Source organism: Ruegeria sp. CJ3 (genome assembly GCF_056536725.1).
This window is the reverse complement of sequence record NZ_JBQFQE010000009.1, coordinates 1-26,506: the sequence shown is the minus strand read 5'-3', so window position 1 is coordinate 26,506 and position 26,506 is coordinate 1. Positions and strand designations below refer to the sequence as shown.

General features: G+C 55.6%; 23 protein-coding genes and 1 pseudogene. 14 read left to right on the top strand and 10 right to left on the bottom strand.

Annotated features, from left to right (window positions below):
- Positions 1-21 precede the first annotated feature (21 nt).
- From ACR0J1_RS15495 to ACR0J1_RS15470, 6 genes are all read left to right on the top strand, one after another.
- Positions 22-6,498: a two-partner secretion domain-containing protein gene (locus tag ACR0J1_RS15495; RefSeq protein WP_480734281.1), complete on the top strand. Its 6,477-nt coding sequence runs from the start codon at positions 22-24 to the stop codon at positions 6,496-6,498.
- Between the two features lies 1 nt (position 6,499).
- Complete coding sequence (locus ACR0J1_RS15490) at positions 6,500-6,865, top strand: hypothetical protein (RefSeq protein ID WP_480734282.1); 366 nt, start codon at positions 6,500-6,502, stop codon at positions 6,863-6,865.
- 655 nt (positions 6,866-7,520) lie between these two features.
- The gene (locus ACR0J1_RS15485; protein ID WP_480734283.1) at positions 7,521-7,931 is read left to right on the top strand and encodes a toxin glutamine deamidase domain-containing protein; all 411 of its coding nucleotides are present in this window, start codon (positions 7,521-7,523) and stop codon (positions 7,929-7,931) included.
- Positions 7,931-8,242, top strand: coding sequence for a hypothetical protein (locus tag ACR0J1_RS15480; RefSeq protein WP_480734284.1), 312 nt, complete (start codon positions 7,931-7,933; stop codon positions 8,240-8,242). Before ACR0J1_RS15485 ends, ACR0J1_RS15480 begins: the two co-directional genes overlap by 1 nt.
- Before the next feature lie 577 nt (positions 8,243-8,819).
- Positions 8,820-9,071 carry a DUF7660 family protein gene (locus tag ACR0J1_RS15475; RefSeq protein ID WP_480734285.1) on the top strand — a complete coding sequence of 84 codons (252 nt, stop codon included), beginning with the start codon at positions 8,820-8,822 and terminating at the stop codon, positions 9,069-9,071.
- A 390-nt stretch (positions 9,072-9,461) separates the two neighbouring features.
- Positions 9,462-9,818 (top strand): hypothetical protein, encoded by a 357-nt coding sequence (locus tag ACR0J1_RS15470; RefSeq protein ID WP_480734286.1) that lies wholly within the window; start codon positions 9,462-9,464, stop codon positions 9,816-9,818.
- A gap of 336 nt (positions 9,819-10,154) precedes the next feature.
- Here the strand turns inward: ACR0J1_RS15470 and ACR0J1_RS15465 are convergent, their stop codons facing one another.
- Positions 10,155-11,069 carry a LysR substrate-binding domain-containing protein gene (locus ACR0J1_RS15465; RefSeq protein WP_480734287.1) on the bottom strand — a complete coding sequence of 305 codons (915 nt, stop codon included), beginning with the start codon at positions 11,067-11,069 and terminating at the stop codon, positions 10,155-10,157.
- Between the two features lie 180 nt (positions 11,070-11,249).
- On the opposite strand from ACR0J1_RS15465, the gene ugpB reads away from it, so the two are divergent.
- From ugpB to ACR0J1_RS15440, 5 genes are all read left to right on the top strand, one after another.
- Positions 11,250-12,560 (top strand): sn-glycerol-3-phosphate ABC transporter substrate-binding protein UgpB, encoded by a 1,311-nt coding sequence (ugpB, locus tag ACR0J1_RS15460; RefSeq protein WP_480734288.1) that lies wholly within the window; start codon positions 11,250-11,252, stop codon positions 12,558-12,560.
- Between the two features lie 61 nt (positions 12,561-12,621).
- A complete protein-coding gene (gene ugpA, locus ACR0J1_RS15455; protein WP_480734289.1) occupies positions 12,622-13,503 on the top strand; it encodes a sn-glycerol-3-phosphate ABC transporter permease UgpA in 882 nt (293 codons plus the stop codon).
- A gap of 20 nt (positions 13,504-13,523) precedes the next feature.
- On the top strand, positions 13,524-14,360 hold the full coding sequence (gene ugpE / locus ACR0J1_RS15450) for a sn-glycerol-3-phosphate ABC transporter permease UgpE (RefSeq protein WP_480734290.1): 837 nt from the start codon (positions 13,524-13,526) through the stop codon (positions 14,358-14,360).
- Positions 14,361-14,363: 3 nt separating this feature from the next.
- On the top strand, positions 14,364-15,413 hold the full coding sequence (gene ugpC / locus ACR0J1_RS15445) for a sn-glycerol-3-phosphate ABC transporter ATP-binding protein UgpC (protein WP_480734291.1): 1,050 nt from the start codon (positions 14,364-14,366) through the stop codon (positions 15,411-15,413).
- Positions 15,414-15,418: 5 nt separating this feature from the next.
- Entirely contained in the window at positions 15,419-16,363 is a 945-nt protein-coding gene (locus tag ACR0J1_RS15440) for a glycerophosphodiester phosphodiesterase family protein (protein ID WP_480734292.1), read from the top strand.
- A gap of 23 nt (positions 16,364-16,386) precedes the next feature.
- On the opposite strand, the pseudogene ACR0J1_RS15435 reads toward ACR0J1_RS15440, so the two are convergent.
- Positions 16,387-17,546: pseudogene (locus ACR0J1_RS15435) on the bottom strand (IS3 family transposase).
- A gap of 212 nt (positions 17,547-17,758) precedes the next feature.
- On the opposite strand from ACR0J1_RS15435, the gene speD reads away from it, so the two are divergent.
- Positions 17,759-18,133 carry an adenosylmethionine decarboxylase gene (gene speD / locus ACR0J1_RS15430; RefSeq protein ID WP_480734293.1) on the top strand — a complete coding sequence of 125 codons (375 nt, stop codon included), beginning with the start codon at positions 17,759-17,761 and terminating at the stop codon, positions 18,131-18,133.
- Here speD and ACR0J1_RS15425 read toward each other — a convergent pair.
- The 8 genes from ACR0J1_RS15425 to repA all read right to left on the bottom strand — a co-directional run bounded on the left by ACR0J1_RS15425 (position 18,104) and on the right by repA (position 25,623).
- Positions 18,104-19,645 carry a polyamine aminopropyltransferase gene (locus ACR0J1_RS15425; RefSeq protein WP_480734294.1) on the bottom strand — a complete coding sequence of 514 codons (1,542 nt, stop codon included), beginning with the start codon at positions 19,643-19,645 and terminating at the stop codon, positions 18,104-18,106. The genes speD and ACR0J1_RS15425 overlap by 30 nt on opposite strands.
- A complete protein-coding gene (locus ACR0J1_RS15420; protein ID WP_480534536.1) occupies positions 19,642-19,866 on the bottom strand; it encodes a DUF350 domain-containing protein in 225 nt (74 codons plus the stop codon). The genes ACR0J1_RS15425 and ACR0J1_RS15420 overlap by 4 nt, the downstream gene beginning before the upstream one ends.
- 10 nt (positions 19,867-19,876) lie before the next feature.
- A complete protein-coding gene (locus ACR0J1_RS15415; protein ID WP_480734295.1) occupies positions 19,877-20,041 on the bottom strand; it encodes a hypothetical protein in 165 nt (54 codons plus the stop codon).
- 1 nt (position 20,042) lies between these two features.
- Positions 20,043-21,344: a DUF4178 domain-containing protein gene (locus ACR0J1_RS15410; RefSeq protein WP_480734296.1), complete on the bottom strand. Its 1,302-nt coding sequence runs from the start codon at positions 21,342-21,344 to the stop codon at positions 20,043-20,045.
- Positions 21,341-21,859 (bottom strand): DUF4178 domain-containing protein, encoded by a 519-nt coding sequence (locus ACR0J1_RS15405; RefSeq protein ID WP_480734297.1) that lies wholly within the window; start codon positions 21,857-21,859, stop codon positions 21,341-21,343. Before ACR0J1_RS15405 ends, ACR0J1_RS15410 begins: the two co-directional genes overlap by 4 nt.
- A 213-nt stretch (positions 21,860-22,072) precedes the next feature.
- Positions 22,073-23,263 (bottom strand): plasmid replication protein RepC, encoded by a 1,191-nt coding sequence (repC, locus tag ACR0J1_RS15400; RefSeq protein ID WP_480734298.1) that lies wholly within the window; start codon positions 23,261-23,263, stop codon positions 22,073-22,075.
- 199 nt (positions 23,264-23,462) lie between these two features.
- Positions 23,463-24,398, bottom strand: a complete 936-nt coding sequence (gene repB / locus ACR0J1_RS15395; RefSeq protein WP_480734548.1) for a plasmid partitioning protein RepB — start codon at positions 24,396-24,398, stop codon at positions 23,463-23,465.
- Entirely contained in the window at positions 24,388-25,623 is a 1,236-nt protein-coding gene (repA, locus tag ACR0J1_RS15390) for a plasmid partitioning protein RepA (RefSeq protein WP_480734399.1), read from the bottom strand. The genes repB and repA overlap by 11 nt, the downstream gene beginning before the upstream one ends.
- Positions 25,624-25,817: 194 nt before the next feature.
- On the opposite strand from repA, the gene ACR0J1_RS15385 reads away from it, so the two are divergent.
- Positions 25,818-26,081 carry a hypothetical protein gene (locus tag ACR0J1_RS15385; RefSeq protein ID WP_480534522.1) on the top strand — a complete coding sequence of 88 codons (264 nt, stop codon included), beginning with the start codon at positions 25,818-25,820 and terminating at the stop codon, positions 26,079-26,081.
- Positions 26,078-26,395: a type II toxin-antitoxin system RelE/ParE family toxin gene (locus tag ACR0J1_RS15380; RefSeq protein ID WP_480734400.1), complete on the top strand. Its 318-nt coding sequence runs from the start codon at positions 26,078-26,080 to the stop codon at positions 26,393-26,395. The genes ACR0J1_RS15385 and ACR0J1_RS15380 overlap by 4 nt, the downstream gene beginning before the upstream one ends.
- Positions 26,396-26,506: the final 111 nt, after the last annotated feature.

Here is a 26,506-nt window from a genome sequence, read left to right as displayed (position 1 = left end):
GTAATTTAGAAAGCCGTAACCATGCGTAGTCGTGTTTTTAAGGAAGTCATTTCTTCGACGCTCGCGCTTGCGCTGACGATACAACCTGCTTTGCTTCATGCGCAGAACATCCAACCTGTCGGCCCGAATACAGGTCCGCGACCGCATGTCGACCAGTCGCTGAACGGCACAACGGTCATCAACATCTCGACCCCAAATGGTGCGGGCGTCAGTCACGATGTCTACACCGACTTTCAGGCGGATGACCTGATCCTGAACAACTCGGCCACGATCACCAACACGCAGCTCGGTGGCGTGATTGAGGGCAACGGCAATCTGAGGCCCGGACGAGAGGCCGATCTTTGGATCGGTGAGGTCGTCGGGGGCAATCAGACTCAGCTGAACGGTATTCTGGAAGTGGCCGGGCCACAAATGGATGTGGTGGTTGCCAATGAGTTTGGCATCACCTGCAATGGCTGCGGGTTCATCAACACTGGCCGTGCGACCCTGACGACCGGAAAACCGCAATTCGGCGGCAATGGCGCCCTCACAGGGTTCGATGTACGTCGCGGTACTGTCACAATCGGGGCTGAGGGTCTGAACCCGGAGAACAGGATTGCCCTGACCGACACCAGCCGCGTCGACGTCATTGCGAGGGCGGCCGCTATCTATGGCAAGATGCGTGCGGATCAGCTCAATGTCGTCGCCGGCGCCAACCAGGTGGACTATAACTGGTCTTACGATCCGGAGACCGGCGCGGTGACCGGGATCACCGAGCAGGCCGGTGAAGGGGCCGCCCCGGCTTTGGCTGTGGACGTGGCCGCTCTTGGTGGCATGTATGCCAACGCAATCCGTTTGATTGCCACCGAGAATGGCGTGGGCGTGCGTCTGAATGGGGATATGGCGTCCTCAACCAACATTGCGCTGCGGACTGATGGGCAGCTTACGCTGGGCGCTCCTGCTGGTGGTCATACACCGCAAATCCGTGCGGGCGGGCGCGTCCAGGTCCGCAACCAGGGTCCGATCCTTCTGGAAGGTGCGATCACCTCCGAGAGCGGTGATTTGATCGACATCAGAACCAGCAATGGCGACCTGACCTTCAACGGTCAGGCAGCGGGCGGTGCAATCCGTCTGGAAAGCGCGGGGATGCTGAACATTTCTGGCGCGATTGTGGCGCGCGACGCGTTTGCGGCTGCATCAACTGGCAGCTCTGTGGGGCTGGACGGCAACTCCGAAGTCTTCGCTCAGTCCATTGATGTGAATGCGCTGACACAGCTGACGTTCGACGGCAAAGCCGCTGCCCTGGAAGCGGCGTCGCTGACGGCCGGAACTGAGCTTGTAACAGGTGCCGATTCAGAACTGGTTGCGGAGTCGGTAGCTCTCACCGGAGGTGACGCCCGGATTGAAGGTCAGGTGCAGGCGCTTGAGACACTGTCTGTTGCTGCGACTGACGGGTCGGTTACTCACATGGGATCGTCACGCGGGCAATCTGTCACCATAGCGGGTGACGAGGTCCGGACAAGCGACGGATCGCAGATCGCTGCCGTCGAATCTCTGTCCGTGACGGCTCAGGATCAAGCGATCATCGATGGTGATCTGGTCGCAGGGCAGCAGGCAAATTTGTCAGTGACAGCGGGGGATCTCGACCTTCAGGGGCAGATCAATGCGCGAAACACCAGCGTCGCTGTATCCGGACAAACCAGCCTTAGTGCCGATGCGCTGCTGGTGGGTCAATCCGTTCTGGAGTTTCAGTCAGGGTCGCTGAACGGCGGGCTGAATACGTCTCACTTCGACCAACTGCGTGCAGGTGATGGGCTTGCAGTCACGTTGGACACTGGTGGCTTGTCTGTCGGTGCATCAGAACAGGTGGAGTTTGACGGAGACCTTCTGCTCGATCTTGGTGGTGATTTGGAGAACCGCGGTACGATCAAGGCGAGTGGCGATCTTCAACTGCGCAGCGGTTCTGATCTGAGCAACCGCGGCGGTCTGCTGAAATCCGGCGAGATAATGCAGCTGGTAGCGCGAGATGGCGCTGTGCTCAACCAGTCTGGACGCATCGAAGCGGATGGTGGTCTGACTATCGAAGCAGAGAACTTCATCAACCGCTACTTATCATTGAATGTTGATACAACTATCGGGAGCGCTCTGATCGAAGGCAGTTACAGCTTTGTAAGATGCGTTCGCCAAAACTCGGATGGCTGTCTGGAAACAGAAACCGTTGTTGTACCTGTATCCCGAACGGTGGTCGTGAATGATCCACGCGATCTGCCACCACAGTCTTGTCGCAGCCGGGTTAGAATACCTGGTGGCGGCGGTGGCTGTGGAGGTGTTTTTGCCGGTGTATCTGACAGTACCGGAACGGTGGAATGGAGCCGGGGAACAGCAGTTGACGCTGAGGGCGATCGCCCCGAGATCGTATCCGGTGCGGGAATCGTCATCGCTGCCGATACCGTCCGCAACGACGCGGGTTTGATTGCGTCTGCAAACGGCATCACCGTAAACTCGGGTCGTTTTGAAAATTCAGCTTATGAGGATACGCGAACAACAGCGCGGGCGACATATAGTAAAGCGACCAGCACCGAAATCTCAGGTGGTGGTCCGGACGGCCAGAATGGCGACCGCGAATATCGGATAACTGAAATAAATGTGGGTCCCGCGGAAATTCTGAGACAACCCGACCCTGCTGTGTCTTTCAACGCTGAGATACGCGCAGGCGGCGCCGTGAATATTAACAGCACGAGCGTTGCGACAGATGGCACTATCACATCAGGCGCAGCAAGCGTTGTCTCCCCGAGTGAAACTGCGGCCGTCACAGAACCGCCTTTGCCCGAACTCGTTATTCCGGCAGAAGCTCTGAACCCTGTGCAGCCTGAGCTTCAGGAACTCGCCAATCTGGATACCCTGATTGGTGAGGGGCGGACAAATTTCGGAACAAACCCTGTCTCGTATGAAGACTTTATTTCGTCTGACTATTTTCTGGATCGCCTGCAAATCCAGGATGAGCTGTTCCAAAACATCAATCGACCAGCCGAGTGGAACGGCTATCCGGTTAGCAGCACCGACTATCACGGTGGAGACGCGGTTCAAGCTGCTGGTTCAAGCTTCAATGGATTTGGCGACCGCTTTGGCTTGTCCGAGACAGGTCTGCTCGAGTCTCTGGACAAGGCCAATCGCTCGGACAGCGGTGATCTGACGATCATTGCGGGGAGTATCTCGGGGACTGGCGGCTCGCTGGTCGCTGAGGGCGGCGATCTGTCCCTGACGTCTTTCGGTGACATCGCTTTCGAAGACACCGAGCTTGGTGGCGATCTGGTCGACATCATCACGGGCGGGGATTTCTCCGGCAAAGCGCTGGTCATAAGGTCTGCATCGGATACGTCCATCTTCTCTGCTGGTAGCGTCACCATTGAAGGCCTGGAATGGACCAAGAACCAGTACACCAAGACCAGCACCACCAAGGTAACCGGAAACATCGCGTCCCGGTTTGAAGTGGGCGGCGACCTGTCCATCATTTCTTCCGCCGACATGACACTGGCTGGTGTTCAGGCGCAGGTTGTCGGTGACATGCGTCTAACGGCAGGTGGCAGCCTTTACCTGCTCGCGGAGCAATCTGGTGTTCAATACAGCGAAGGCGGCAAAAGCAACGGAACTGACCGCCTGACCCTGACAGCTCAGGTCACCCAATTGTCCACTGGTGGCGACTTTATCGCCAACGCGGGCGGTGATGCGGTACTGATCGGGACGCAGATTGATGCAGGTGGAACGGCACATCTGGCTGCAGCTGGTGATGTGATTCTTGCTGCTGCGCAAGACATCACCCAATCGGAAACTCGCAAAACCAGCAGCGGGTTCCTGTCGAAGAAAAAGGAAACGCGATCCACGCTGGCCGTCACCAACCGGGGTGTTGGAATCACCGCTGGCGGTGGCATCGATGTTATCGCTGAGACAGGTGATCTGACTACCGCAGGGACGGAATTCGCCAGCAAATCTGGTGATATCAACCTCACTGCGACCGAAGGAGACATCCTTGTTGGTACTTACACCGACGTTTTTGAAGAGACGCATATCAAGGAAAAGAGCTACCTTGGGGGTCTGCTGAGCAAGTCCAGCCAATTACACACGGTCGATCACATCAATACTGGCACGGATGCGCTGGCAGCGCTTGATCTCAGCATCGTGTCCGGCACGGACACCACTTTGGTCGGAGCGACGCTGTCAGCTGGCCAAAACCTGAATATCACAACAGGTGGTGATTTCTCGGTTCAGGCCGCCATCGACAGCCACCGTTCCGAATTCTTCGAGACCGACATGGGGCTGGTCACCCTGACCACGATCACCGAGACCAGCTTTACGGAAACGGCCGTTTTGACCGAATTGCTTGCCGGACAAGGCATGAGCCTCGACATCGGCGGTGATGCTGAGTTGGTCCTGTATCAAACCGCAGGTGTTGATGCGCCCAACCCGCAAGATCTCTATCCTGAGGAACTTCTGGCCATAGACGGGCTGGAACTGATCAGCCAGGAACTGGCAGATGAGTACTTCTATGAAGAGAAAACGCAGCTCTCGCCTGCGTTTAAGGCGCTGGTGTCAATTGTGGTGGCGGCATATGTCGCGCCTCAGCTGGTCGGTGAGTTGCTGCCAAACCTGACCTCGGTAGCCGTCTCTAATGGAGCCAATGCGTTCACTTCAACAGCGCTCGTCGAAACGTTGGATGGTGTCGTAGCCGGAGATCTCGACCTGGGCGCGATTTTGGAAGCAGCTGCGTTCTCAGGTGTATCAGCAGGACTCACATCAGGCATCAACCTGAATATCCCCGAAAACAGCCCCCTGAACGATGCCTTGATTAGTGGCCTTGGCAATCCGCAAGGTCCACAACTCACGGTGGCCGGCATTCTGGAAGGGACGCTGGATGGGGCGATTTCCTCCGGTCTGAGTTCGACTGTCTATGGAACGGATTTTTCGGATGGGTTCTCAGCAAGCCTTGTTCAAACCGTCACCAATCTGGCGCTGGCAGATGCTCAGTTCGAAATTGGTGGGTTGTTCACTGACGCGAATGGCAACCCCATCAACGGCGGCGAAGGCTCGGCAGGTCATATGCTCCTTCATGCGCTCGCGGGTTGTGCCGCCGCCGAAGCCACCGGTGCGGACTGTGCGGCGGGCGCGGCAGGTGGAATTGCGCAGAGTATTTATGTAGGTACGGATCCTGCGCTCGCAGGGCTTTCAGACTATGAGATCCAAAAACGCGCGGAACTATTTGGTGCCGTCGCAGGCCTGCTCGCATCTGGGGGCAATGCTGACAACGTTGTCGCTGCAGCAGCAATCGCTCAATCTGCCGCGCTGAATAACTACTTGTCGCATACAGAAGCCGCCTTGCGTTCTGAACTTAGAGACAAGCTATTGAGCGAAGAGTGTCAGTCGGGAGGTTGCGAAGACGAGCTCATTAAGCTGAGAGAACTGAACGAACTGGACGCGCAACGTGACGCAGACTTTGCTGCCGCTTGTGGCGCTGGCAGTGCTTCATCTGAATGTCGTAACGAGTTGACCAAACTTCAGGATGCCTTTGAAAGCTACAAAGGAGCCTACAGATCACGTGAAGTTCTGGCTGACGGTACGCTCGGCGAATATCTCAATGTCGCCTCGAAATTCGGGACGTACAGAAGTGAAGCCATGTCGAAGGCTGCGCGTGAAGCCTTGATTGAAATGCCTGTGGATTCAGCAAAAGGTGTAATCGACCTGGTCGAAATTTCCGCTCTTGCTCTGACAGGTGACGAGACTGCACAACAACAGCTGAAGTTGGTTGCCAGCCAGACATGGGACTTGATCAAAGACCCGATCGGGACAACTCAAAACCAGATAAAGGCCGATCTGGAAAAAGCTGATCGCCTCGAAGCGCAGGGCAAGATCCATGAAGCCAACAAGCTGCGCAGCAAGGTGTTCATAAGCGGATACCTCTCTGCAACGGGCGTTGCTGGAGCTGCCAGCGCGACAAGCGGTGGTATCAAGATCGTACTGCGGGGTACTACACCAAATACAATCAAAGTTGATGTATCAGATGTTCGAAAGGGAACCCAAGAATACGAAGCAATAAACAACCCAGAGCCAAATACAACCACTGAGTTGAGCAACGGTACTACTTTCAAGACTGGCGAAGGTGGGTACGTCGATGAAATCACGTATAGACCCTTGGATAGCCCTGGTGTTCGTGACGCCCGGCAAACTGCGGTCGGTAAAGAAGGTATCGACGGTGATGTTGGTGGTCACATTCAAGCTTGCCGTCATGGTGGAACTTGTGATCGGTTTAATCTGTTCCCTCAGAACTCTAACTTCAATAATGGTGCCTATAAGCGGTGGGAGAATGAAATCACGCGTTCACTGCAAAATGGTGATGATATTGGAAATGTAACGGTGCGTTTGAACCGAGCTGATCCTCATAATCCGAGGCCGGATAGTCTTGAGATTGAGTACCAGATCAATGGTGAAACTAGAATTCTAGACTTCAAAAATGAAGCGGGAGGTTAATATGAGTAATCCCATCGAAGAGCAAAGGTTAATCATCGACCAGTTGTATCACATCGTCAAAGGAAGTTGCCCATCGGCTGCTACTTCTGCGAAATGTAAGTTTGAGTATGATCACGGATATGAAGATGGAAGCTCTAGTGTAGGGCAAATTTTTTATTATACCGAGAATGGCAACAGTGTCTCTGCAGCATTGGATCGTACGCTTAGAACTTCCGTCAAGGATTTGGTTCCCAAGCTCCATGCCAAGATGAAGGAGCATACCGGCGGTGACTGGGATGCATTCACACTGTTCATAAATGAAGATGGGACTGTAACGACAAAGTTCGAATACCCCGAAGAAAAGGCGGACAGCTACCCGAGTGGTTGAAATGGAAGTACCTGCTGGCACTCGATTGTTTGAAGGGTTTGCAGCACCCCAACGAGACTTGGTAGGTGGAGGCAATCAAATTTATTTTGATCGCAACGTTAACCCACTGAACCCAGATTGGATTAGCCAATGAGTGAATCTGAATGTGAATGGGAGAGAATCGACGCGTTCTCCTCTCCTATGGAGTTTAAGAGATTTGTGAGATGGATTGAAAATCAAGCATCAGGAGGTGTTTGCCGAGAGATAGGTGGTGTCGATCAAAAGGACGAATGGGCTGATAGAAAATTTCTATGTAATGCATCGGGTGAAGTCTGGATACTCCGGCAACCCGATCCTGGTTACTTTTCAGGGTCTTGGTCGCCCGAATGAGAATTCGTCGGGCACGCGATTTTGTTGACAATCAAATAGTACGAACAAGTGAATGGGGGTGTAGATAAAAGCCGATCTTGAAAAAGCTGATCTCCTTGAAGCGCAGGGCAAGATCCATGAAGCCAACAAGCTGCGCAGCAAGGTGTTCATCAGCGGGTACCTTACCGCTACGGGCGTCGCAGGCGCTGCCAGCGCGACAAGCGGTGGTATCAAGATCGTACTGCGGGGTACAAAACCAAATAGTGCTGGAAGTGCCATCGACGGAATTTATGGCAGCACTCGTTCAATGACGGAGGAGTTTCCTGAACTTGCTGGTGTCAACCCGCACTACATAGATGGTGCAGGGTCTGGCGTTAATACAAACTGTGTTTCATGTGTGAACGCCACTGTCGACCGTCTTACAGGTCGCAATCCTAACGCTGTAGCCAGTCCATCGAATGGATACGGAACTCCGAATGATCTGCTACCTTCTGCTCCTTTCGGTTTCAAACCTGCGACCAACCCCGCAAACGTTACGAGTGAGCTTGTTTCGCAAGGCGATGGTGCTGTTGCAGTAGTTCGTATTCAACAAGCTGGGCCAGTTGAACATGTCATCGTCGGTGTGAACAGGGGCGGTACAGTTCACTATATTGATCCGCAATTAGGAAGTATTGTTGACTTGAACCCCAATCTGACAGTTGTACCAGGTTATCGATGATGGAACAGCGTGAATTAACTTTTTCGGAAATCCGAACTCTAGCAATACAAGCTGGAGAAAATGAATGGTGTGAATTTATCACGAACCAGCAAGAAATACTTGGGACTCAATGTATCGGCTACGGTCGCGCGTGGATGTTCTTTCGTCACTCGGACATTGAGATTCCTGAGCACGCTAATATGCGTAAATGTGCCATCGTTGTAAGCAAATACGGCGAGGTAAGGAAGACAGCTGACTTTTCACCAGATTACAACGAATGCATGATGTATCTAAAAACTATGTCAGAACACTTTGAAGAGCGAAACCTATAAGCGGTGGGGGAAACTTCCAGTTTCTGTGAAAGAAGTTGGTCAGATTTACCTCAAAGCTCAAAAAATGCTCTGATCAATGCCGGTTTGTTCAAGCCAAATGGTAAGCCAATAAAATGAAGTACGAAACACCTACCAAACGCTCACTAAACGAAACCAAATCGGCCTTACTTGAGAAAGGTCTGACCGATGAGGAAGTCTCCGGCCTGTTTTGTCAGCAATCTATTACGTTGAACCCAGTGCTGCTGCTGACATCTTGTTCGATCAATTTAAAGCTGCGAAAGTTGAAAACAAAGCTTATTTAATGGTTTTGTTTAATACTTTCTACTACATACACAAAACAACTTACAGAATTGAAGAAGGCGTGAATTTGTTGAAGGCGTATCAGATTGAAGTCCCCGAGTTGTTTGATCGAATACAGTTTGTAATTGACGATGTGCTCTGGGTAAAAAAACTGTGTCGTCGGGATAGGCAGGAAAGCAATTTGAGGCCGGTATGAGGATCTCAGCCAAACGAGCCAAACCCTCCTGATTAGAAAGATTCTAGGTTTAGATTTTGATAATTAATGAAGGGCAGGAAATTGAAGCCAGAAGAAAATAACCGTGCTGTCGAAATCCAAACCGCAAGAGACTTCTGTAATGCACTGAATATTCTGCTGCGTGATCCTGAGTTTCCTGAAGAAAACTTGAATACCAAGTCTTTTGTGGAGGCAATGCAGGCATGGCTGCTAGCTTTCGAGGGGCGCAATAGCCTCTTCGATCAGCCTTGCGAGGAATACATCACTTGGGCCGACTTGTATAAGCTGCTTCAAGCGGCGGCAGTGTACGAGTAGACTTTTGGTAATCCCCAGATTGAAAGACTCTGGGCCAATGGCGCACGCGGTTGCACTACGGGTGAAACAAGTATCCGGGTCATTGTTAAGCTCAGTACAAACGAAACCATTTCGGCTTACCAACAATGAAACAGAATAGTACTCATGAATGCCCAAGATGCAAACAGGGCTCTGTAGTTCCAGCGAAAATAAAAAGGAATGGTCGCGTCATTCATATCTGTGACGAGTGTGATGCCGTGTGGTTTTGCTCAGACAGCATCGAATACGCGACCTTCAATTACTTCAACCGCTACATGGAACGCTTGGGATTGCCGGATGATTGGTCAGAGCTGGAGATCTTATCAATAAAGTCTGAGCCTTAATTGTCTGATCACTAGGCTGGGCAATAGAATGAACAATCCTATCGAAGAACAACGAAAGATAATTGATCAGCTGTATCTAGCAATCTTGGTGCGTGCGCCTGATGGGTTTACCAGCGCGGCTTGCCGGTTTGACTATGACCATGGTTATGACGACGGTAGTACATCGGTCGGAAGCCAACTCACGTTCTGTGTCAAAGGTGAAAAGATGTATGCCTTACTAAGAAATGATAGTGCAACCGATCTTGTTCCACAGCTTCATTCAAAGATGAAAGTGCATACAGGAGGAGATTGGGATGCGTTAACGTTGTTTATTAATGAAGACGGAACCCTAACAACAAAATTCGAATACCCCGAAGAAAAGGCGGATAGCTACCCGAGTGGTTGAAATGGAAGTACCTGCTGGCACTCGATTGTTTGAAGGGTTTGCAGCATCCCAACGAGACTTGGTAGGTGGAGGCAATCAAGTTTATTTTGATCGCAATATTAACCCACTGAACCCAGATTGGATTAGCCGATGAATGAATGTAAATGGGAGAGAATCGACGCATTCTCGTCTCCTATGGAGTTCAATAGATTCGTGAGATGGATTGAGACTCAAGCATCAGAGGGTGTTTGCCGAGAGATAGGTGATATTCCAAATGCTCAAAAATTGGCTTCAAGCTATGAAGATCTAAAAAGTACGGCTTGCTGGCAGCGAACATTAGCGTTTGCCGGCCTACTATCAGCGATGGAGTTTGCCTGCCTTGAACGGGGCTAGGCTCTCTTGGAACTGCTCGATGAACTCCAGCGTCACCAATGACGGTTGTTTCAAAATCGGGCGAACAAGGGAAAGCGTATGTGACAAAAGCGGCTTGAAGGGCCGGTAGCTCAATCCGTCATCTGAATATTGGACGGCGTCCAACTCGCTGACCACGGAAATTCCGGCACCTTTTACAGCCAACTCACAAGCCGCCGTGAACTGCCTGACTTCGATGTGGGAATTGAGTTTGACGTTGGCGCTTTGAAACGCTTTTGAAAGTTGTCCAAAAAAGTCGCTATCGCGCCTTGTGTGAATAATCTTGGCATTCGCAAGATCCGTAGGTGACACCTCGGAGAGCTCTTCCAATTCATGTCCGGTAGGAAACACGCAAACTGTACGGACATCAATGTCTCTGCTTTCGACGGCCGGATGCCCGTTAAAACTATCTGTGATTCCGAAATCATATTGCTCACCGATCATCCACTCGAGAATGCGTTCCGGTCTGTCTGGTTCGATCGTCATTGTTACACCTGGCCGATCTTCTAGAAACTTGGCGATGACGTTGGGGAGGTGACTGGTGGCAAACCCAGGCAAACATGCGATGCGGATGTGTCCCGCTTTGCGTTGCGTTATGTCCTGACTGACATCCGAGATTTGTTTCATCAGTTCCAAAACACGCTCTACGCTGGGTTGTAGATAACGCACCTCCTGTGAAGGTACTAAGCGGCCTTCACGGCGATCAAAAAGTTGAAAGCCAAGCGATTTTTCCAGATCAGAAAGCAGTCGGCTGACCGCAGGCTGGCTTATCCCAAGATCCGTAGCTGCAGCGGTGACCGACCCGTTTGTGGAAACTGCCATGAGCGCTTCCAATTGGCGGATCCTCAAAGTTTGACTCATGCTTTGAACCTGGTTCGTTGTTTGCTTTGCAGGACTATAATGTAATGTTATGTTTTTCCCAAAAATTAAATGCTTGAATTATAAAACTGTAACGTTAACGTCGTGAAATCGTCATGTGTGCTGATTACGCGTTGCGGTCGGTATTCAACGAAGCATCAACACTGATGCATGGGAGGAATCATGAATAAGCAATTTCTCGGCGCTCTCGCCGTAACTACTGCGTTGTCCCCCGTGGCGGCGATGGCCCAAACTGAAGTTCAGTTCTGGCACGCCTTCACCGGCCGACTGGGTGAGCTTGTCAAAGCGCAGGTCGAAGAGTTCAACGCCAGCCAGGATGAGTTCGTCGTGGTCGAAAGCCACAAAGGCAATTACTCTGAAACTCTGAACGCAGGTATCGCGGCTTTCCGTGCCGGCGAGCAGCCTCACATCCTGATGGTGTTCGAAGTGGGCACGGCAACCATGATGTCGGCCGAAGGTGCAATCAAACCGGTTTATGAAGTGATGGCCGAAAGCGGCGCATCCTTTGACCCTGACGCATATATCGGTGCTGTCAAAGGTTATTACACGACGACGGACGGAGATATGCTGTCTCTGCCCTTCAACTCGTCCACGCCGGTTTTGTGGGTCAATCGTGATGCCTTCGAAGCGGCGGGTGTTGATCCGGACACAGATCTATCGACCTGGGAAAAGGTTGGCGACGTACTTGAGCAGCTTAAGGCTGGGGGCGAGGACTGCCCGCTCGTGACCGCATGGCAAAGCTGGATTCACCTCGAGAACCTGTCGGCCTATCACGACGTCCCGTTCGCATCGCAGGACAACGGTTTTGCCGGTCTGGATACCGAGCTGATGCTGAACGGTCCGGCGCAGGTCGCACACCTTACAGCAATGGGCGACTGGGCCAAGGATGGCAAGTTCATCTATACCGGACGCAGAAATGAAGGTGGTGCAAACTTCCGAGCCGGTGAATGCGCATTGTTCACAGAAAGCTCGGCCGGTTACGCCGGTATCAGCTCGGAGGCTGAATTCGAGTTCGACGTGCGCCCGCTGCCCTATTGGGAAGCCTTGGTGAGCGAGCCGCAGAACACCATTATCGGTGGCGCTTCGCTGTGGGTGATGGAAGGCCATGATCCTGAAGCATACAAGGGCGTGGGTGAATTCCTCAGCTTCCTATCATCTTCGGGCGTGCAGGCTTCGTGGCACCAGAATACTGGTTATCTGCCGATCACGGCGGACGCAGGCGATGTTACGCGCGCTGCAGGTTTCTATGAGCAAAACCCCGGTACTGATATCGCGGTGATTCAGATGACGGCGAAAGAGCCCACCGCAAATTCGAAAGGTCTGCGTTTGGGATCGTTTGATCAGATTCGCGGCATCATCGACGAAGAGCTGGAGGCCGTTTGGTCCGGCGAAAAAACCGCTCAGGAAGCGATGGACAGCGCGAAAGAGCGCGGTGACGCGCTGCTGCGCCGGTTCGAATCCGCCAATCAATAAATCCTAACTCAATGCGGGCCTGTTTCGGGCCCGCATTTTCTCTATTCGGTGGTTTATCGGGATGGAAAAACGCGTCACCTTTCGCGGCTGGCTGTTGCCACTGGCGCTAATCGCCCCGCAGGTCATCATTTCCGCTGTATTCTTTTTCTATCCGGCGGGGCAGGCTGTTTGGCAATCTCTGTTCATACCTGACCCCTTTGGGCTGTCGTCCCAGTTCGTGGGACTCGGTAACTTTGAATTCCTGCTGAGCGATAAATTCTACCGAGCCTCTTTCGTAACGACGGCAGTGTTTTCAACGCTCGTCACATTGTGCTCGATGATACCGGCGTTGTTTCTGGCGGTCATCGCGGACCGCTTGATCAAAGGATCGGGTGTTTACCGGACGCTGCTTATCTGGCCCTATGCCGTTGCCCCTGCGGTCGCAGGCGTGCTGTGGCTGTTCATGTTCAACACGCGCGTTGGCGTCGTCTCGTGGTACCTCGGCCAACTCGGTTATGACTGGAACCATGTCCTTAACGGAACCGAGGCCATGGGGCTGGTTGTTGTCGCCTCGGCCTGGGGGCGCATCAGCTATAACTTCCTGTTTTTCTTCGCGGCATTGCAGTCGGTTCCAAGGTCCGTGATTGAGGCGGCTGCAATCGACGGCGCGCGCTTCTGGTGTCGGTTCTTCACCATCGTGCTGCCGCTGTTGTCTCCAACTGCGTTCTTCCTGCTGGTGGTGAATGTCGTCTACGCCTTCTTTGAAACCTTTGGCGTTATCCACACGATCACCGGAGGCGGGCCGCAGCAGGCGACGACTATTCTGGTCTACAAAGTCTTCTCGGACGGGTTCGTTGGGCAGGATCTCGGTTCATCCTCGGCACAGTCGGTCATTTTGCTTATCGTTGTCGGCCTGCTGACCGTGATCCAGTTCAAATACGTGGAAAAGAGGGTGCATTACTGATGGCGGCCCAACGACACGGAATGGTAGAAAAACGCGGGGCCAGCATCTGGCTGACTCATGCCCTGATGGTTCTGGGCGTCCTGATCATCTTTTTCCCGATCTGGCTGGCCTTTGTGGCATCGACGGTCACCCAGGCCGATATCGTCTCGCCCCCGATGCCGGTCTGGCCGGGTGATCAGTTCTGGATCAACTATAAGGCCGCACTGTTCTCCGGCATTAACGTCCCCGTCGCCACGATGCTGTTCAATAGCATGGTCATGGCCATCGGCATTGCTGTGGGCAAAATCATCATCTCGCTGTTGTCGGCCTTTGCCATCGTCTATTTCCGCTTTCCGGGGCGGCAGACGTTTTTTTGGATGATCTTCATCACGCTCATGCTACCGGTCGAAGTGCGCATCGTTCCGACATTCGAGGTCGTGGCCGGTTTCGGAATGCTCAACAGTTATTCTGGACTGATCCTTCCCCTGATCGCGTCCGCCACGGCAACGTTCCTCTTCCGTCAGTTCTTCCTGACCATCCCGGATGAGCTCGCCGAGGCCGCGCGCGTGGACGGAGCCCGCCCAATGCGGTTCTTCGTCGACATAGTGGTTCCCATGAGCCGCACCAATATTGCCGCCCTGTTCGTGATCCTGTTCATCTACGGATGGAACCAGTACCTGTGGCCGCTGCTCATCACGACCGACCCCGAGATGAACACCATCGTCATGGGCATCAAACAGATGTTCCCCTCGGGCGATGACTTTGCGCATTGGCCGACAATCATGGCTACCTCGATGCTGGCGATGATCCCGCCGGTCATAGTGGTGGTGTCGATGCAAAAGCTCTTTGTCCGCGGCCTTGTCGATAGCGAGAAGTAAGAAATGGCAACAGTAACCCTAGAGAACGTCAAAAAGAGCTTTGGCCAAACGGACGTCATCCACGGCATCGATATCGATATTGCGGATGGTGAGTTCATCGTGATCGTTGGGCCTTCGGGCTGCGGTAAGTCCACGCTGTTGCGGATGGTTGCGGGACTCGAAACCGTGACTGATGGCGAAATCCGAATTGCAGAGGAACGGGCCAACGACAAAGAGCCGATGGATCGCGATATCGCGATGGTGTTCCAGAACTATGCACTCTATCCACATATGTCTGTACGCCAGAATATGGGGTACGGCCTTAAGATCGCGGGTCTCCCCAAGAACCAGATCGACCAGAAAGTGACTGAGGCCGCCAGGCTATTGCAACTGGAACCCTTACTGGATCGCAAACCAAGACAACTTTCTGGTGGCCAACGTCAAAGGGTTGCGATGGGTCGGGCCATTGTCCGCGAACCAGCAGTATTCCTGTTTGATGAACCGCTGTCGAACCTAGACGCTAAACTGCGTGTACAGATGCGTCTGGAAATTCGTGAGCTTCAGGAGAAGCTGGGCATCACTTCGCTTTACGTAACCCACGATCAGGTCGAAGCGATGACGATGGCAGACAGGATGATCGTCATGAACGGCGGTATCGCCGAACAGATTGGAACACCGCTTGAGGTGTACGAAACACCGAGAACTCTGTTCGCGGCACAGTTCATTGGGAGCCCCGCGATGAATGTGTTTGACGCCCGGCGTGAGAACGGGACAGTCAAGATCGGTGAAATAGAAGTTGGCCCATCTGCGGGCCCCGATAGCATGTTGAAGCTGGGCATCCGCCCAGAGCACCTGTTGTTGGATGATAGTGGTCCGCTAGAAGCGGCGATTCAAATGGCGGAACCGTTGGGGGCCAACACTCTGTTGCATGGTCAACTCGCAAGAGTCGGCGGAGCGATCACGATAAGCCTTCCAGGAGTTCATCCGATCGAGGGCCGGCATCCGAATATGCGGTTTTCGGTCGTCCCAGAGCACATGCATCTGTTTGACCAATCAACCGGGGAAAGGCTGTAAAGCTAATGGGGTTCCCGCAGGTCGAAGCATTTCGTGGTGGTAACAACCTGATCCGTGTTGTCGGACATCGAGGGGCAAGAGGCATTTTGCCTGAAAACAGCATGATTGGCTTCGACTTCTCGCTGTCCATCGGTGTACCGCTTCTTGAATTTGATGTTGTTCTGACGGCCGATAATGTTCCGGTCATAACCCACAATCATCGTCTGCACGCATCTGGCTTTCGTGACGCCAATGGCCTGTTTCTTTCTGGAGAGGAGCCGAAAGTCTCATCTCTGACTTTCGATCAAATCCAGCAGTTCGATATTGGACGGTTAGACGGGCAGTCTGACTATGGTCGACGCTTCCCGGATCAGGCGCAACTGGACGGTGTTCGTGTCCCAAGGCTGGTAGACTTGCTCGATTTGGTAGCCGAACCAAAATACAGCGATGCCTATCTGATGCTCGAACTGAAGTCGGATCCTGACGTGGCCCATGATCCGCTTCATAGGGAGAATTTTGTCGGGCGAGTTCTTCAGGAGGTTCGCGCCAAAGGTCTATCTACACGCGCGGTTTTACACAGTTTTGATTGGAACCTTTTAGAAGAATGCCAGCGACAGGCTCCGGATATGCCGTCTTCTTACCTTACGCAGCTTCCGGAAAATGAGGACGATGTAGGCGAGGATTCCTCGAAAGCGGTCTGCCCTGACTTTCGTGGTCGTCGCGATGAAATTCCAAATTTGGTCAAGCAAGCTGGCGGTTCGCTTTGGTGCCCGTACTACGCGGATGTAACAGCTGAAAATGTGGCGCACGCAAAACATCTGGGCCTATGTGTTGCCGTTTGGACGGTCAATAAGCACGAAGATATAGACAGGATGATCAACCTGCGCGTAGATGCGATTGTATCTGACTACCCTGGGCGGGTTCAAAGACATCTGTCGGATTTAGACATGGGGTGGCATGTCGACAACTGACCTGCCCCCCGAGGCTCCCTCATTTATAACGAGAGTCTGCGGGTGTGATTTTCATATTCTTCGCCGTCAGTTTGGGCAAGCGCGCCGGGCGCGGAGCCCTCAAATTGCTAAAGCGTACGGCGCGATTCTGCGGGCGTTTGGTTTCCGAGAGATGAGTGCGGTCTGACGTTGTTGTAGTCGTATCGCCAGAGCGCCAATTTGCGGCGGGCATCATCCAGACTATCGAACATCTCCTCTTTCAGAAGTTCATCCCGCAAGCTGCCGTTAAATGCCTCGATGAAGGCATTCTGCTGTGGTTTGCCCGGATCAATATAGTGCCAGTCGACCTCGTTATCGTTAGCCCATTTCAGGATGGCTCGGCTGGTGAACTCGGTTCCATTGTCACTGACAATGCTGACCGGCTTGCCATGGAGTCGGACAAGCGCCTCCAGTTCGCGCGCAACCCGAGCCCCTGAGATGCTGGTATCGGCCATCAGACACAGGTTCTCGCGGCAGCAATCATCATTCACCGCCAAGATGCGGAACCGACGGGATGCCCCGAACGTGTCGGACAGGAAGTCCAGCGACCAGCGTTCGCCGGGCCTCAGAGCCTCCGGCATCAGTGTTCGCGATCCCCGCGCCCGTTTTCGATCCCGTCGTCGTCTGACGCCAAGCTTTTCCTCGGTGTACCACCGATACAGCTTCTTGTGGTTCATGATCATTCCTTTGCGTTCCAACATCACGCCGATCCGCCGGTAGCCAAAACGGCGTCGTTTGGCAGCGACGGCCCTCATCTCCTTTCGGATGTCAGGATTGTCCGGCGGGCGTTCGCGCCGGACAGTCTTGGGGTCGACACCAACGAGCCTGCACGCCCGACGCTGCGAGATATCATGTTCCCGCATCGCCCTGAGCGCTTCATCACGCCTTTCGCTTGGCGTCGTCAGCTCTTTCCCAGCAAGTCCTTCAACACGACGTTGTCCAGCATCTGATCCGCGAGCAAACGCTTCAGCTTGGCATTCTCATCTTCCAAAGCCTTCAACCTGGCCGCATCAGACACTTCCATGCCGCCATACTTGGATTTGAATTTGTAGAACGTGCCTTGGCTGAGACCGTGCTTGCGGCACACCTCCGCCGTTGGCATCCCGGCTTCTTGTTCTTTGATCATCCCAATGATCTGGGCTTCCGTGAAACGGCTCTTTCGCATTCGTTTGCTCCTTCAAAAGGTTGAGCAAACTCTACATCAGAACGAGGGAAGTTGCGGGGGGCAGGTCACAATATGTGCAGCTAAGCCGCTGATACCAACGCGGCTATGTACGAAGCAATCCATTTTTGAAGCTTCAGGCTCTATCCTTCCGACGCCGTAATCAAAGCCAAGAGTCGCTTCCAAATCACGCCTCAGCCTTATACATGCGAGGTATGAACGCCGCCCCCCCTGCCACAGGCACCCATATTCTGATCGACCACTTCGGTGGCGCAGACCTCACCGACGCGCCGCGGATCGAACGTGCCCTGCGCGATGCTGCGCTGGCGGCCGGGGCCACCATTCTGTCGGGCAGCTTTCACACCTTCGGAGGACATGGCGGCGTGACCGGAGTGTTGCTGCTGGCTGAGTCCCATATCTCGATCCACACATGGCCTGAACAGGACTATGCCGCCATCGACATCTTCATGTGCGGCAATGCCCGGCCCGAGCGCGCCGCGGCCAGTCTGAAAGCCAGCCTGCAGCCTGCGCGCATCAAGGTGACGCGGGTTGATCGCGGGTTAACGGAACCAATAATCCCAGCCGTCTAGATAATACCCGATCAGAGCATGTGATTGCAGCGTGTTCGGGTCCGTCGGAATACGATCCGTGTCCGCGGCAAACACTTGCGCAGCCCACCAGACCCTCGGGTTCAGATAATGCAACCCATCGGGCAGCGCGATGTCCCGTTCCCTGAGTGGCTCGACCGAGGCCAGAACAAACCCCCACTCGCCAAAGCTGGGCACATAGCTGTGATAGGGCCGCGCACTAAGCCCCTGCCCCGGCTGCTGCGGATTGCGGCTTGCCTCAATCGTTTCAACCACTGACCAGAAGGCCTGTCGTGCAAAGAACGGTGATCCGGCTTGTGTTACGAACACCCCCTGCCCGCTTAGCCGTTCCGCCAGCAAACCGTAGAACTGCCGCGTATAGAGCCGCGACAGCGCAACCGATTTCGGATCTGGCAGGTCGATGATCACAACGTCATAGACTTGGCGGTCGCGTTCGAGGAATTTCCACGCATCCTCGTTGACAATCGTCACCTTTGGGTCCCGCAGCGCCCCGTCGTTCAAAGCCGCCAAATCGACGTGATCGCGAAACAGCTGGGTTACGCGCGGGTCCAGATCAACCAGCGTCACGTTTTCGACCTCGGGGTATTTCAGCACTTCGCGCGCCGCCATACCATCGCCGCCGCCGAGGATCAGAATAGTGGCGCGGCGCGGGGCCAACGCCATTGCCGGATGCACCAGAGGTTCGTGATAGCGGTGTTCATCCAGCGTGTCGAACTGGATGGAATGGTCCAAAAACAGGCGCACCCGGTCGCGATAACGGGTCACGGTGATCTGCTGATAAGGCGTTGCCTCGGTCAGGATGATGTCATCTTCGAATAGCTCCGCCTCGGCGACCGAGACCAGACGTTCGGACTGCCACAACGCTCCAAGGGTCAAAACAAAGGCCAACGCCCAGACCGCCACCTGCACCCGGGTCGCCCATTCGCGAAACACCACCAGCGAGAACCCGGCTACCGCAAGGTTCAATGCCCCGAAGGCAAGGCTGGCCGACATCAGGCCCAGATGCGGAATCACCAGCAGCGGAAAGGCCAGCGAGGCGACCAGAGCGCCCACATAGTCGACGCTCAACACGTTTTCGAACCGGAATTTCAGCGCACCGATCTGTTCCAGAACACGGGCGATCAGCGGAATCTCCATGCCCGACAGGATGCCGATGGCAATCAGCGCCGCATAAAGCGGCAAGGCCACCTGCCCCATCCACGCATAGTTCAGAAACAACACCGGGGCCATGAACCCGCCGACGATCCCCAGCAGGATCTGCGCCCAGACAAAGCCGGAAAACGCATCGCCCACAAAACGCGACAGCCAGGCCCCTACCCCCATCGCCGACAGGAAGATCCCGATCACCAGCGAGAACTGACGCACGGAATCCCCCAGCAGGTAGCTGGACAGCGTGGCGGCGATCAACTCATAGATCAGACCTGCAACAGCCACCAGAAACGTCGCGGTCAGCAACCACGCAGCGCGGGCTTCGACCGCACGTGATTGGGTCATGACAGGATGACAGCCGCAATGATAATCGACACCGCGACAAACAACAGCCCGATCAGGATCGCCAGAGCGACGTTCTGGTCCTTCTCGATCTCGCGCACGACCGAGAACGGTGTCATCCAGTCGATCACCTTCCAGACCACCCACATCAGGGTGACACCCAGAAAGGTGTAGAAGATGGTGCTTATGATCTCTGCAATTTGAATTGCTGCTATGTAATCCATTGATTTCTCGCTATTTTACTCGATTTGACTGATAGTATCCGCCGCCGCCGCTGCCGACCCGAACAGAGGTATCCAGATCACGGCTTTCAGCCCCATATCCCTGCCACGAGACATAGCCGGTTGCAGCGATCGCCACGGTCGAGATGACAATGAAAACAACCCTGAACAGCGTCATGTCAGTCCTCGTCCACCCAATCCGTGCCCGACCACCGGGCCTTGTGATGCAGCCACTTACGCCCGAATTGATACAGGAACAACAACCCGAACAGCCCGCCCAACATCAAGGCCCAGATCCCGCTGGACAGATGCGAACGGACATTGACCGTCAGCCTGTTGAACGGTCGGTTCGGGACATGCCCGACCCCTACCCCTCTCCAGAGGCCCTGTTCCGGGATCTCCAGCGCCAGCGTATAGTCTCCGGTCTTCTCGGGTCGGAAGCGCAGGCTTGCGCGGCCGTTTCCCTCGCGCCACGTCCCGTCGGCATCGCGGCCCGAATACGCCTCGATCGTGCGACCTGCCAGAAACACCGGTTCACCTTCGGGATCAAGCAGTTCGAGGTCCAGATAGGCCCAGCTGTTCATAACATCCCCATCGAAGGATATCTGTGTCAGCTGGCTGTCCGCCACCAAGGGTATGGTCATCTCGACCGGCAGGTCATCTGCCCGGATGGTTTCGCCGTAAATGACGGAATGACCGGACCGCAGGCTCAGCGCAGACGCCATCAGCAGGCAGGCAAGCGAAAAGACCAGCGACGCAAACAGCAGGAAGTTGAAATTGGGACCGGCTACAAATGGCTGCAGCGGATGGACACGATAGGGTTTCAAACTCAGCGAGACACCAAAGGCCGCCTCCGCCTGCTCTGTCGGGACATAGACCGAGCGATAGGTTTCGCGCTCGGACCCGTTGGTGGAAAACCCGAGCATCGCCGTATCCGACATGGCCGAAACCGTAGTGGTTCGCGCGCCAAGCTCCGGGTGCCAGGGGAACTCACCCTCGACATAGGTGATCGAACTGGTTGTGGTCTCGTAATACTTAAATCTGCCATCCTCGGTGGTGACCAACGGAGGGGTCTCGGCGGTTTCGACCCAGAGCTCTGATATCCAACCCCTGCCGCGATAGCGCCGCGAGAACGTCAGATGCCCCGCCTCGAGCGTCAGCCAGGCATAACCATGGGTCGGAGAGTAAAGCTGATGATCGATCCAGGTGTAAAACCGCCCGCCCCAACGTTCGGAATGCTCGATCAGACCAATGACGGTGAACCGAACACCAAACAAAGAGCCGGTCATCCCGATCGAGAACGGTGTATGCGGGCGCTTTTGATCCTTGAGCTGACGCAGCATTCGGTAATTGTCCTGCGCATCCAACTCGGCCCCGCAATAGGGGCAGATCTGCACAACCACCCTGCCCCCGCCCAGCACATCAAGGCCGGCACCGCAGCTGGTGCAATTGATCGACAGAAGTTCAGGATTTCGGGTCATGTCCGGCGTGCGACCTTCACGTTAAACGGGTCGTACCAGCGGCCAAAGAACCAAAGTGCATTTCCGTCCCAGAATTCGCCGGACAACAGCGCGTCGTCTCCTGCCGACGCGTTCATGAACGTATGCGTCTCGCCAACCTGCAGCATTTCGTCGAACTGACCGCGCAATGCGACACATTGGGCGGTTTCAACCTCGGTGACCGTAAAGTCCGACGCGTCGAATGGAAGGGTTTGACCTATTTCGAACGGAGGCGCAAACCCGGGCACCGCGTCGCCCCGCAACCGCACCTGCCGCACAACATCGCCCTCATCCACAGAGATCCAGCAGGTCTGTCCGGCATCATCCATGCCACAGAACTCGTCCCAGAATCCACGCCCATAGGAATAGCGCGCGTGACCCAGAATGGTGGTCGAAGTTCGGCCAAGCTCGACCTGATCGCCCAGCCCGAACAAAAGCGGCGCGTCGTGCATCTCGCCCTGCTGGCCTGCCGATTCAAGCTGTGCATCACGCAGCATAAGCGTTGTCGCGCAAGATCGGCAGGTCGCGACCTTGATGTGCTGGGACAAGAGCGGGCATTTTGTACCGCAATTCGGGCAGTTCATGTCTGTCATGCGGCCAACTTGCCAAACGGTTCGGAAAGCACAAGCCGCGATTGCCACCGGCGATGTTGGCAGCTGTCAACTGTGCTGTGGGCGCACTCGGCTCGGCTGATGTTGACAGCTGTCAACTTAGGCAGCCGCACGGTTGGCCCCGTTCAGAAGCGCCATCACCATCGGCCCCGGAGAGAACGCGCCCATAGCCGCCTTACCCGCAAGCGTCCGAAGATAGCCACCGGGGCTGTTGATCTCGGTGAACCGTTGCAAGATGCAGGCCACCGTTACCGCAGCAACTTCCGGCCCCATCAAATCCCTGGCTTCCTGCCAGGCTGACAAGCTGATCCCCATCATTCCGCGCACATATCCTGCAGCAACGATCAGATCGTGCCAGTCTTCGGGTTCCCGCTCGCAGTAAGGTAGGATATCGGGACACGCCTTCAGGATCAGCGCCAATGGCACCCGAGGCAGGGGCCGATCAGGATCGGGTTCGACAGGGCCCTCGGTTTCGCCCTTGTCCATTTCTGGGCAAAGTTCAGATTCAAGTGTATTTGGTTTTGAATTCTGAAACTGCCGCTCGGAATCGCTGTCATTGCCGTTCATTTCTTCTGTATCCAGCGACAACAGAGACTGGATATCCCCAAGGATATGCGCCGTCTCAGCTTCAAGATCCGACAGATCCTCTAGGGTCAGCTTGCGGCGCATCCGCTTGTGAACGGTCATCAGCGCGGCCAGAAGCGCATCCCAGTCGCCGGGCAGGGCGCTTTCCTGACCATAGAGCGCCAGTTTCAACGCATCGCGCTTAAGCAGCGACAGCCGCTCGCGCGAGGCGGCCAGAAGGGCCTGATCGGCGCGAGCTTGGTTTGCGGCTTCGGTGATCTGTGCAGCGTTGTGCAGCAGCGGGCGCAGGTCAAAGCCGAACGCGCGAGTAACCTCTCCGTCGGTGCCACGGCGGGCATAACGCTTGCCATTGGGGCTGTCATGGCGCGCAATCAGCCCCGCATGCACGAGGGCCGCCAGATGCCGGCGCAGAGTGCTTTCCGCCATACCATGGGCACGCTCAGACAGCGCCACGTTCGAGGGGAAGACGATCAGATTGTCATTGTCCGAAAGCGCCGCGTTAGGATGGAAAGTGACCAGCGCATTCAGCACCGCTAGATCCCGATCCGTCACCTCAAAGGCGCGCCGGGCGGTGCAAAGATCGCGCAGCAGCTCCCATTTGTCGATGTGCGTGATCTCGGGTGCGGTCTGCATCGCCACAACCTGTTCAATCAAGCCAGCCGTCACCGGCCGCCGCCCGAAAGGCGTCGTTGTAATGTGTTCCATATGCTGTCACGAGACAAAACTTTTTCACCCGCCGGACTCGACGCCAGTTGACAACCGTCAACTCAAAGCCATAGAATCGGAGGTGCTAAATCACCAATTCAGGCCTCTTGGAACTTCGGTTCTGAGGGGTCTTTTCTTTTCGTCCTGCCTGTTTCGTGCCTCCTTGTCGCTGCTCCACGATTATCCCGCCTGCGCGGGGTTACTCATCCCGACCGGTTTTCCAGCGGTGATGAAGATCTGCGATATTTTGGGCCAGCCAGTCCTCGAACCCTTTGGCCGTTTTGGTGTTCAGCGTCAGCACGGCCTTGGTCCCGCTGCGTCGCATCTGACCCAGCGCCGTCCCATCCGCACCCCGCAGCGGCACATCGGCGCGCGGGGCAGGGGGTTTGCGGGGGGTGAGTGCGATCAGAACGGCCTCGAACCTTTGGTCCGACGTTTCACCCTGCGCCGCGTCAACCGCGCGCTGCACCTGATCCTTGGGCAGCAGATCGGCCAGTTTCAGCCAGCGGTCACGCCCAACCGACGGCGCGGCCCCGATGGCCTGTATCAGCGCCTCGGGTATGCGGTCGGATACGGAAAGCATGCGCGATATCAAAGTCTTATCTACATGAAGTGCATCGCAGATCACTTTGCGGTCATAGCCCATATCCTGCATCTGGCGGGCGAAATTGACCTTTTCGATGAAGCTCAGGTCGCGCCGGGCCGAGTTCTCTTGCCCCTGCGCCAGGATGACCGCGCGGTCATCCAGCACCCGGATCAGCGCCTTGACTGGCAAGCCCAGCTCGCGCAGCGCAGCCACACGGCGGCGGCCATAGACCACCTGAAAACGTTCAGCATCATTGGGATTAGGGCGCAGCAAGACCGGCACCTGCTGGCCGTATTCGCGGATCGATGTGACCAGCTCTGCCAGCCCAGCATTTTCCTCGAGGCGGTCCTGCAAGCCACCCTGATCGATCATACGCGGATCAATTTCTTGCACCGCCCGCGATTTCAAATCGGAAATCGACTGGCTGACCGCCCCGATCGCACCCGAACCGTATCTGGGTTTGGCCACGTCAACGCGGGCGGGGGCCTCATCAGCGGGCGGGGCAGGGGGGGCGTCCATCAACCCCTTGAGCAGGTTCTTACGCGCCATTCATCCGCCCCCAAGCTGCTTGCACCAGTCCTTCAATCTCGCCGTTCACTGCGTTCAGGCTTTCCATCGCGCGCTCATAGGTGGCCCGGGTGAACTGGCCCTTTTCCACCTCGTATAGAGTCTGTTTGGTGATGCCGGCATCGGAAATCGCCGTCGATTTCAGCACCGGATGGTTCAGCACGTGATCCCCGAACATCGAGCGCATGAAGCTGACCATCTGGTTCTGCGGCCCATCGCCGGGTTCATACCGCGTTACAACATAGCGCAGCCAGTCATAGGACATATTGCCCCCGGCCTCGCTGACCACGCCCAGCAGGTTCGAGGTCATCAGCAGGAACTGGCACATCGACATCACATCCAGCATCTGCGGATGAACCGTCACCAGCACGGCGGTGGCCGCAGACAGGGCCGACATGGTCAGAAACCCCAGCTGGGGCGGGCAATCGACGACAACCACATCATACTCCTGTTCAACCGAGGCCAGCGCGTCGCCGATCCTTGTGAAAAACAGGTTACCGTCCCGTTGCGTCAGCGCACGGGGGGTGTCGTGCTCGAACTCCATCAGATCCAGATTGCCGGGAATCAGGTCCAGATTGGTGAAATAAGTTTGCTGAATCACCTCGCGCAGCGGCACCGGATCATCATAGCGGATCGCGTCATAAAGCGTGCCGCCATCCAGCAGGTCAAACTCGGGCTGAAACCCGTGCAAGGCCGACAGGCTGGCCTGCGGGTCCAGATCAATCGCCAGCACCTTATACCCATCCAGCGCCATTTTCTGCGCCAGATGCGCGGCCGTGGTGGTCTTGCCCGAGCCGCCCTTGAAATTGATCACGGTGATCACCTGCAGATGATCGCCCTCGCGCCGCCCCGGCAGATAGGTGCCGGGCGCCTTGGCCCCGGCCTCAAGCAGCTCCCGCAGGGCCTGAATATCTTCGGGCGAGTAATAGCGGCGGCCTCCGGCGCGGGTCTCGGGCGAGGGGCCCCGCCCATCCAGATGCAGCTTGCGCAGATAGGCATCCTTGACGCCCAGCAGATCCGCCGCTTCGCCAGATGTGAACTTGCGCAGCGACCGTTTCGCGTCGGGCGGAAACAGCTGCGCGCGATGCGCCTGCAGCCGCTCGGACAGCCGCCGGGCGTGATCACCCACCAGCAAGTCAATACGTTCCTGCCTATGGCTTGCCTGTTGCGCCCCTGATAGGGTGGCGCTGGCGGTTGCATCGTCCATGTCTGCCCTCATTCGGCGCCGCATTGTTACGCTTGTCGCCGTTTTATTCACTACTTTCCGTAATTAATGGGCCAATAGCCCCGATTCTTGCAAGTGTTTTTTCCATATCCTGTGGCAGGGGCGGGCTGTACCACAAGGCTCAAGGGGTTGACTTGCCTCGCAAGTATGACCAAGTATGACTAAGGAGGCCCGCTATGACAATCAAGACAACGCTCAGTTTTACCGATCGCCACCACCGGTTCCTCAAGGAAAAGGTAGGGGAGGGCGTCTATGCCTCGGCATCTGCCGCCGTTGCCGCAGCGGTTGAGCGGATGATCGAAGACGAGCAGGCCCGCGAGGTCGCCCTGGATGCCATGGCCGAAGAGCTGCGCCGCCGCGCCGCCACACCGCGCTCGGAATTTGTCGACCATGAGGATGTCTTCCGGCCCGCCCTGCGCCGATTGGACCGCGAGGGGTGAGCTATCGCCTGCGCTACCACCCTTCGGTGGCTGACGACCTGCTGACCATCGCCGAGCTGATCGAGGACTATGCCGGTCCGCAGGTCGCCCGCCGCAAGCTGGCCGAAATCGCCGAAGCCGCACAAAGCCTGTGCACGCTGCCCCATCGCGGCACCAAGCGCGATCACATCCTGCCCGGCCTGCGCGCGATCCCCGCCGCCCGCCGCGCCGTAATCGCCTTTACCGTGGATGACGCCGCGCAAGAGGTCTACGTCATGGCGATCACCTATGGCGGGGCTGATTGGATCGGCCGCGCGAGCCTACGACAGAGTTGATACATCACCCCAGCAAATCTGCTGCCGGGTTTTCCGCGATATCGACGTCGTCATAATACTTCTGTGCCTGTGCGAGAGAGCGATGCAAGGATAGGCGCATGGCGGCCTGAA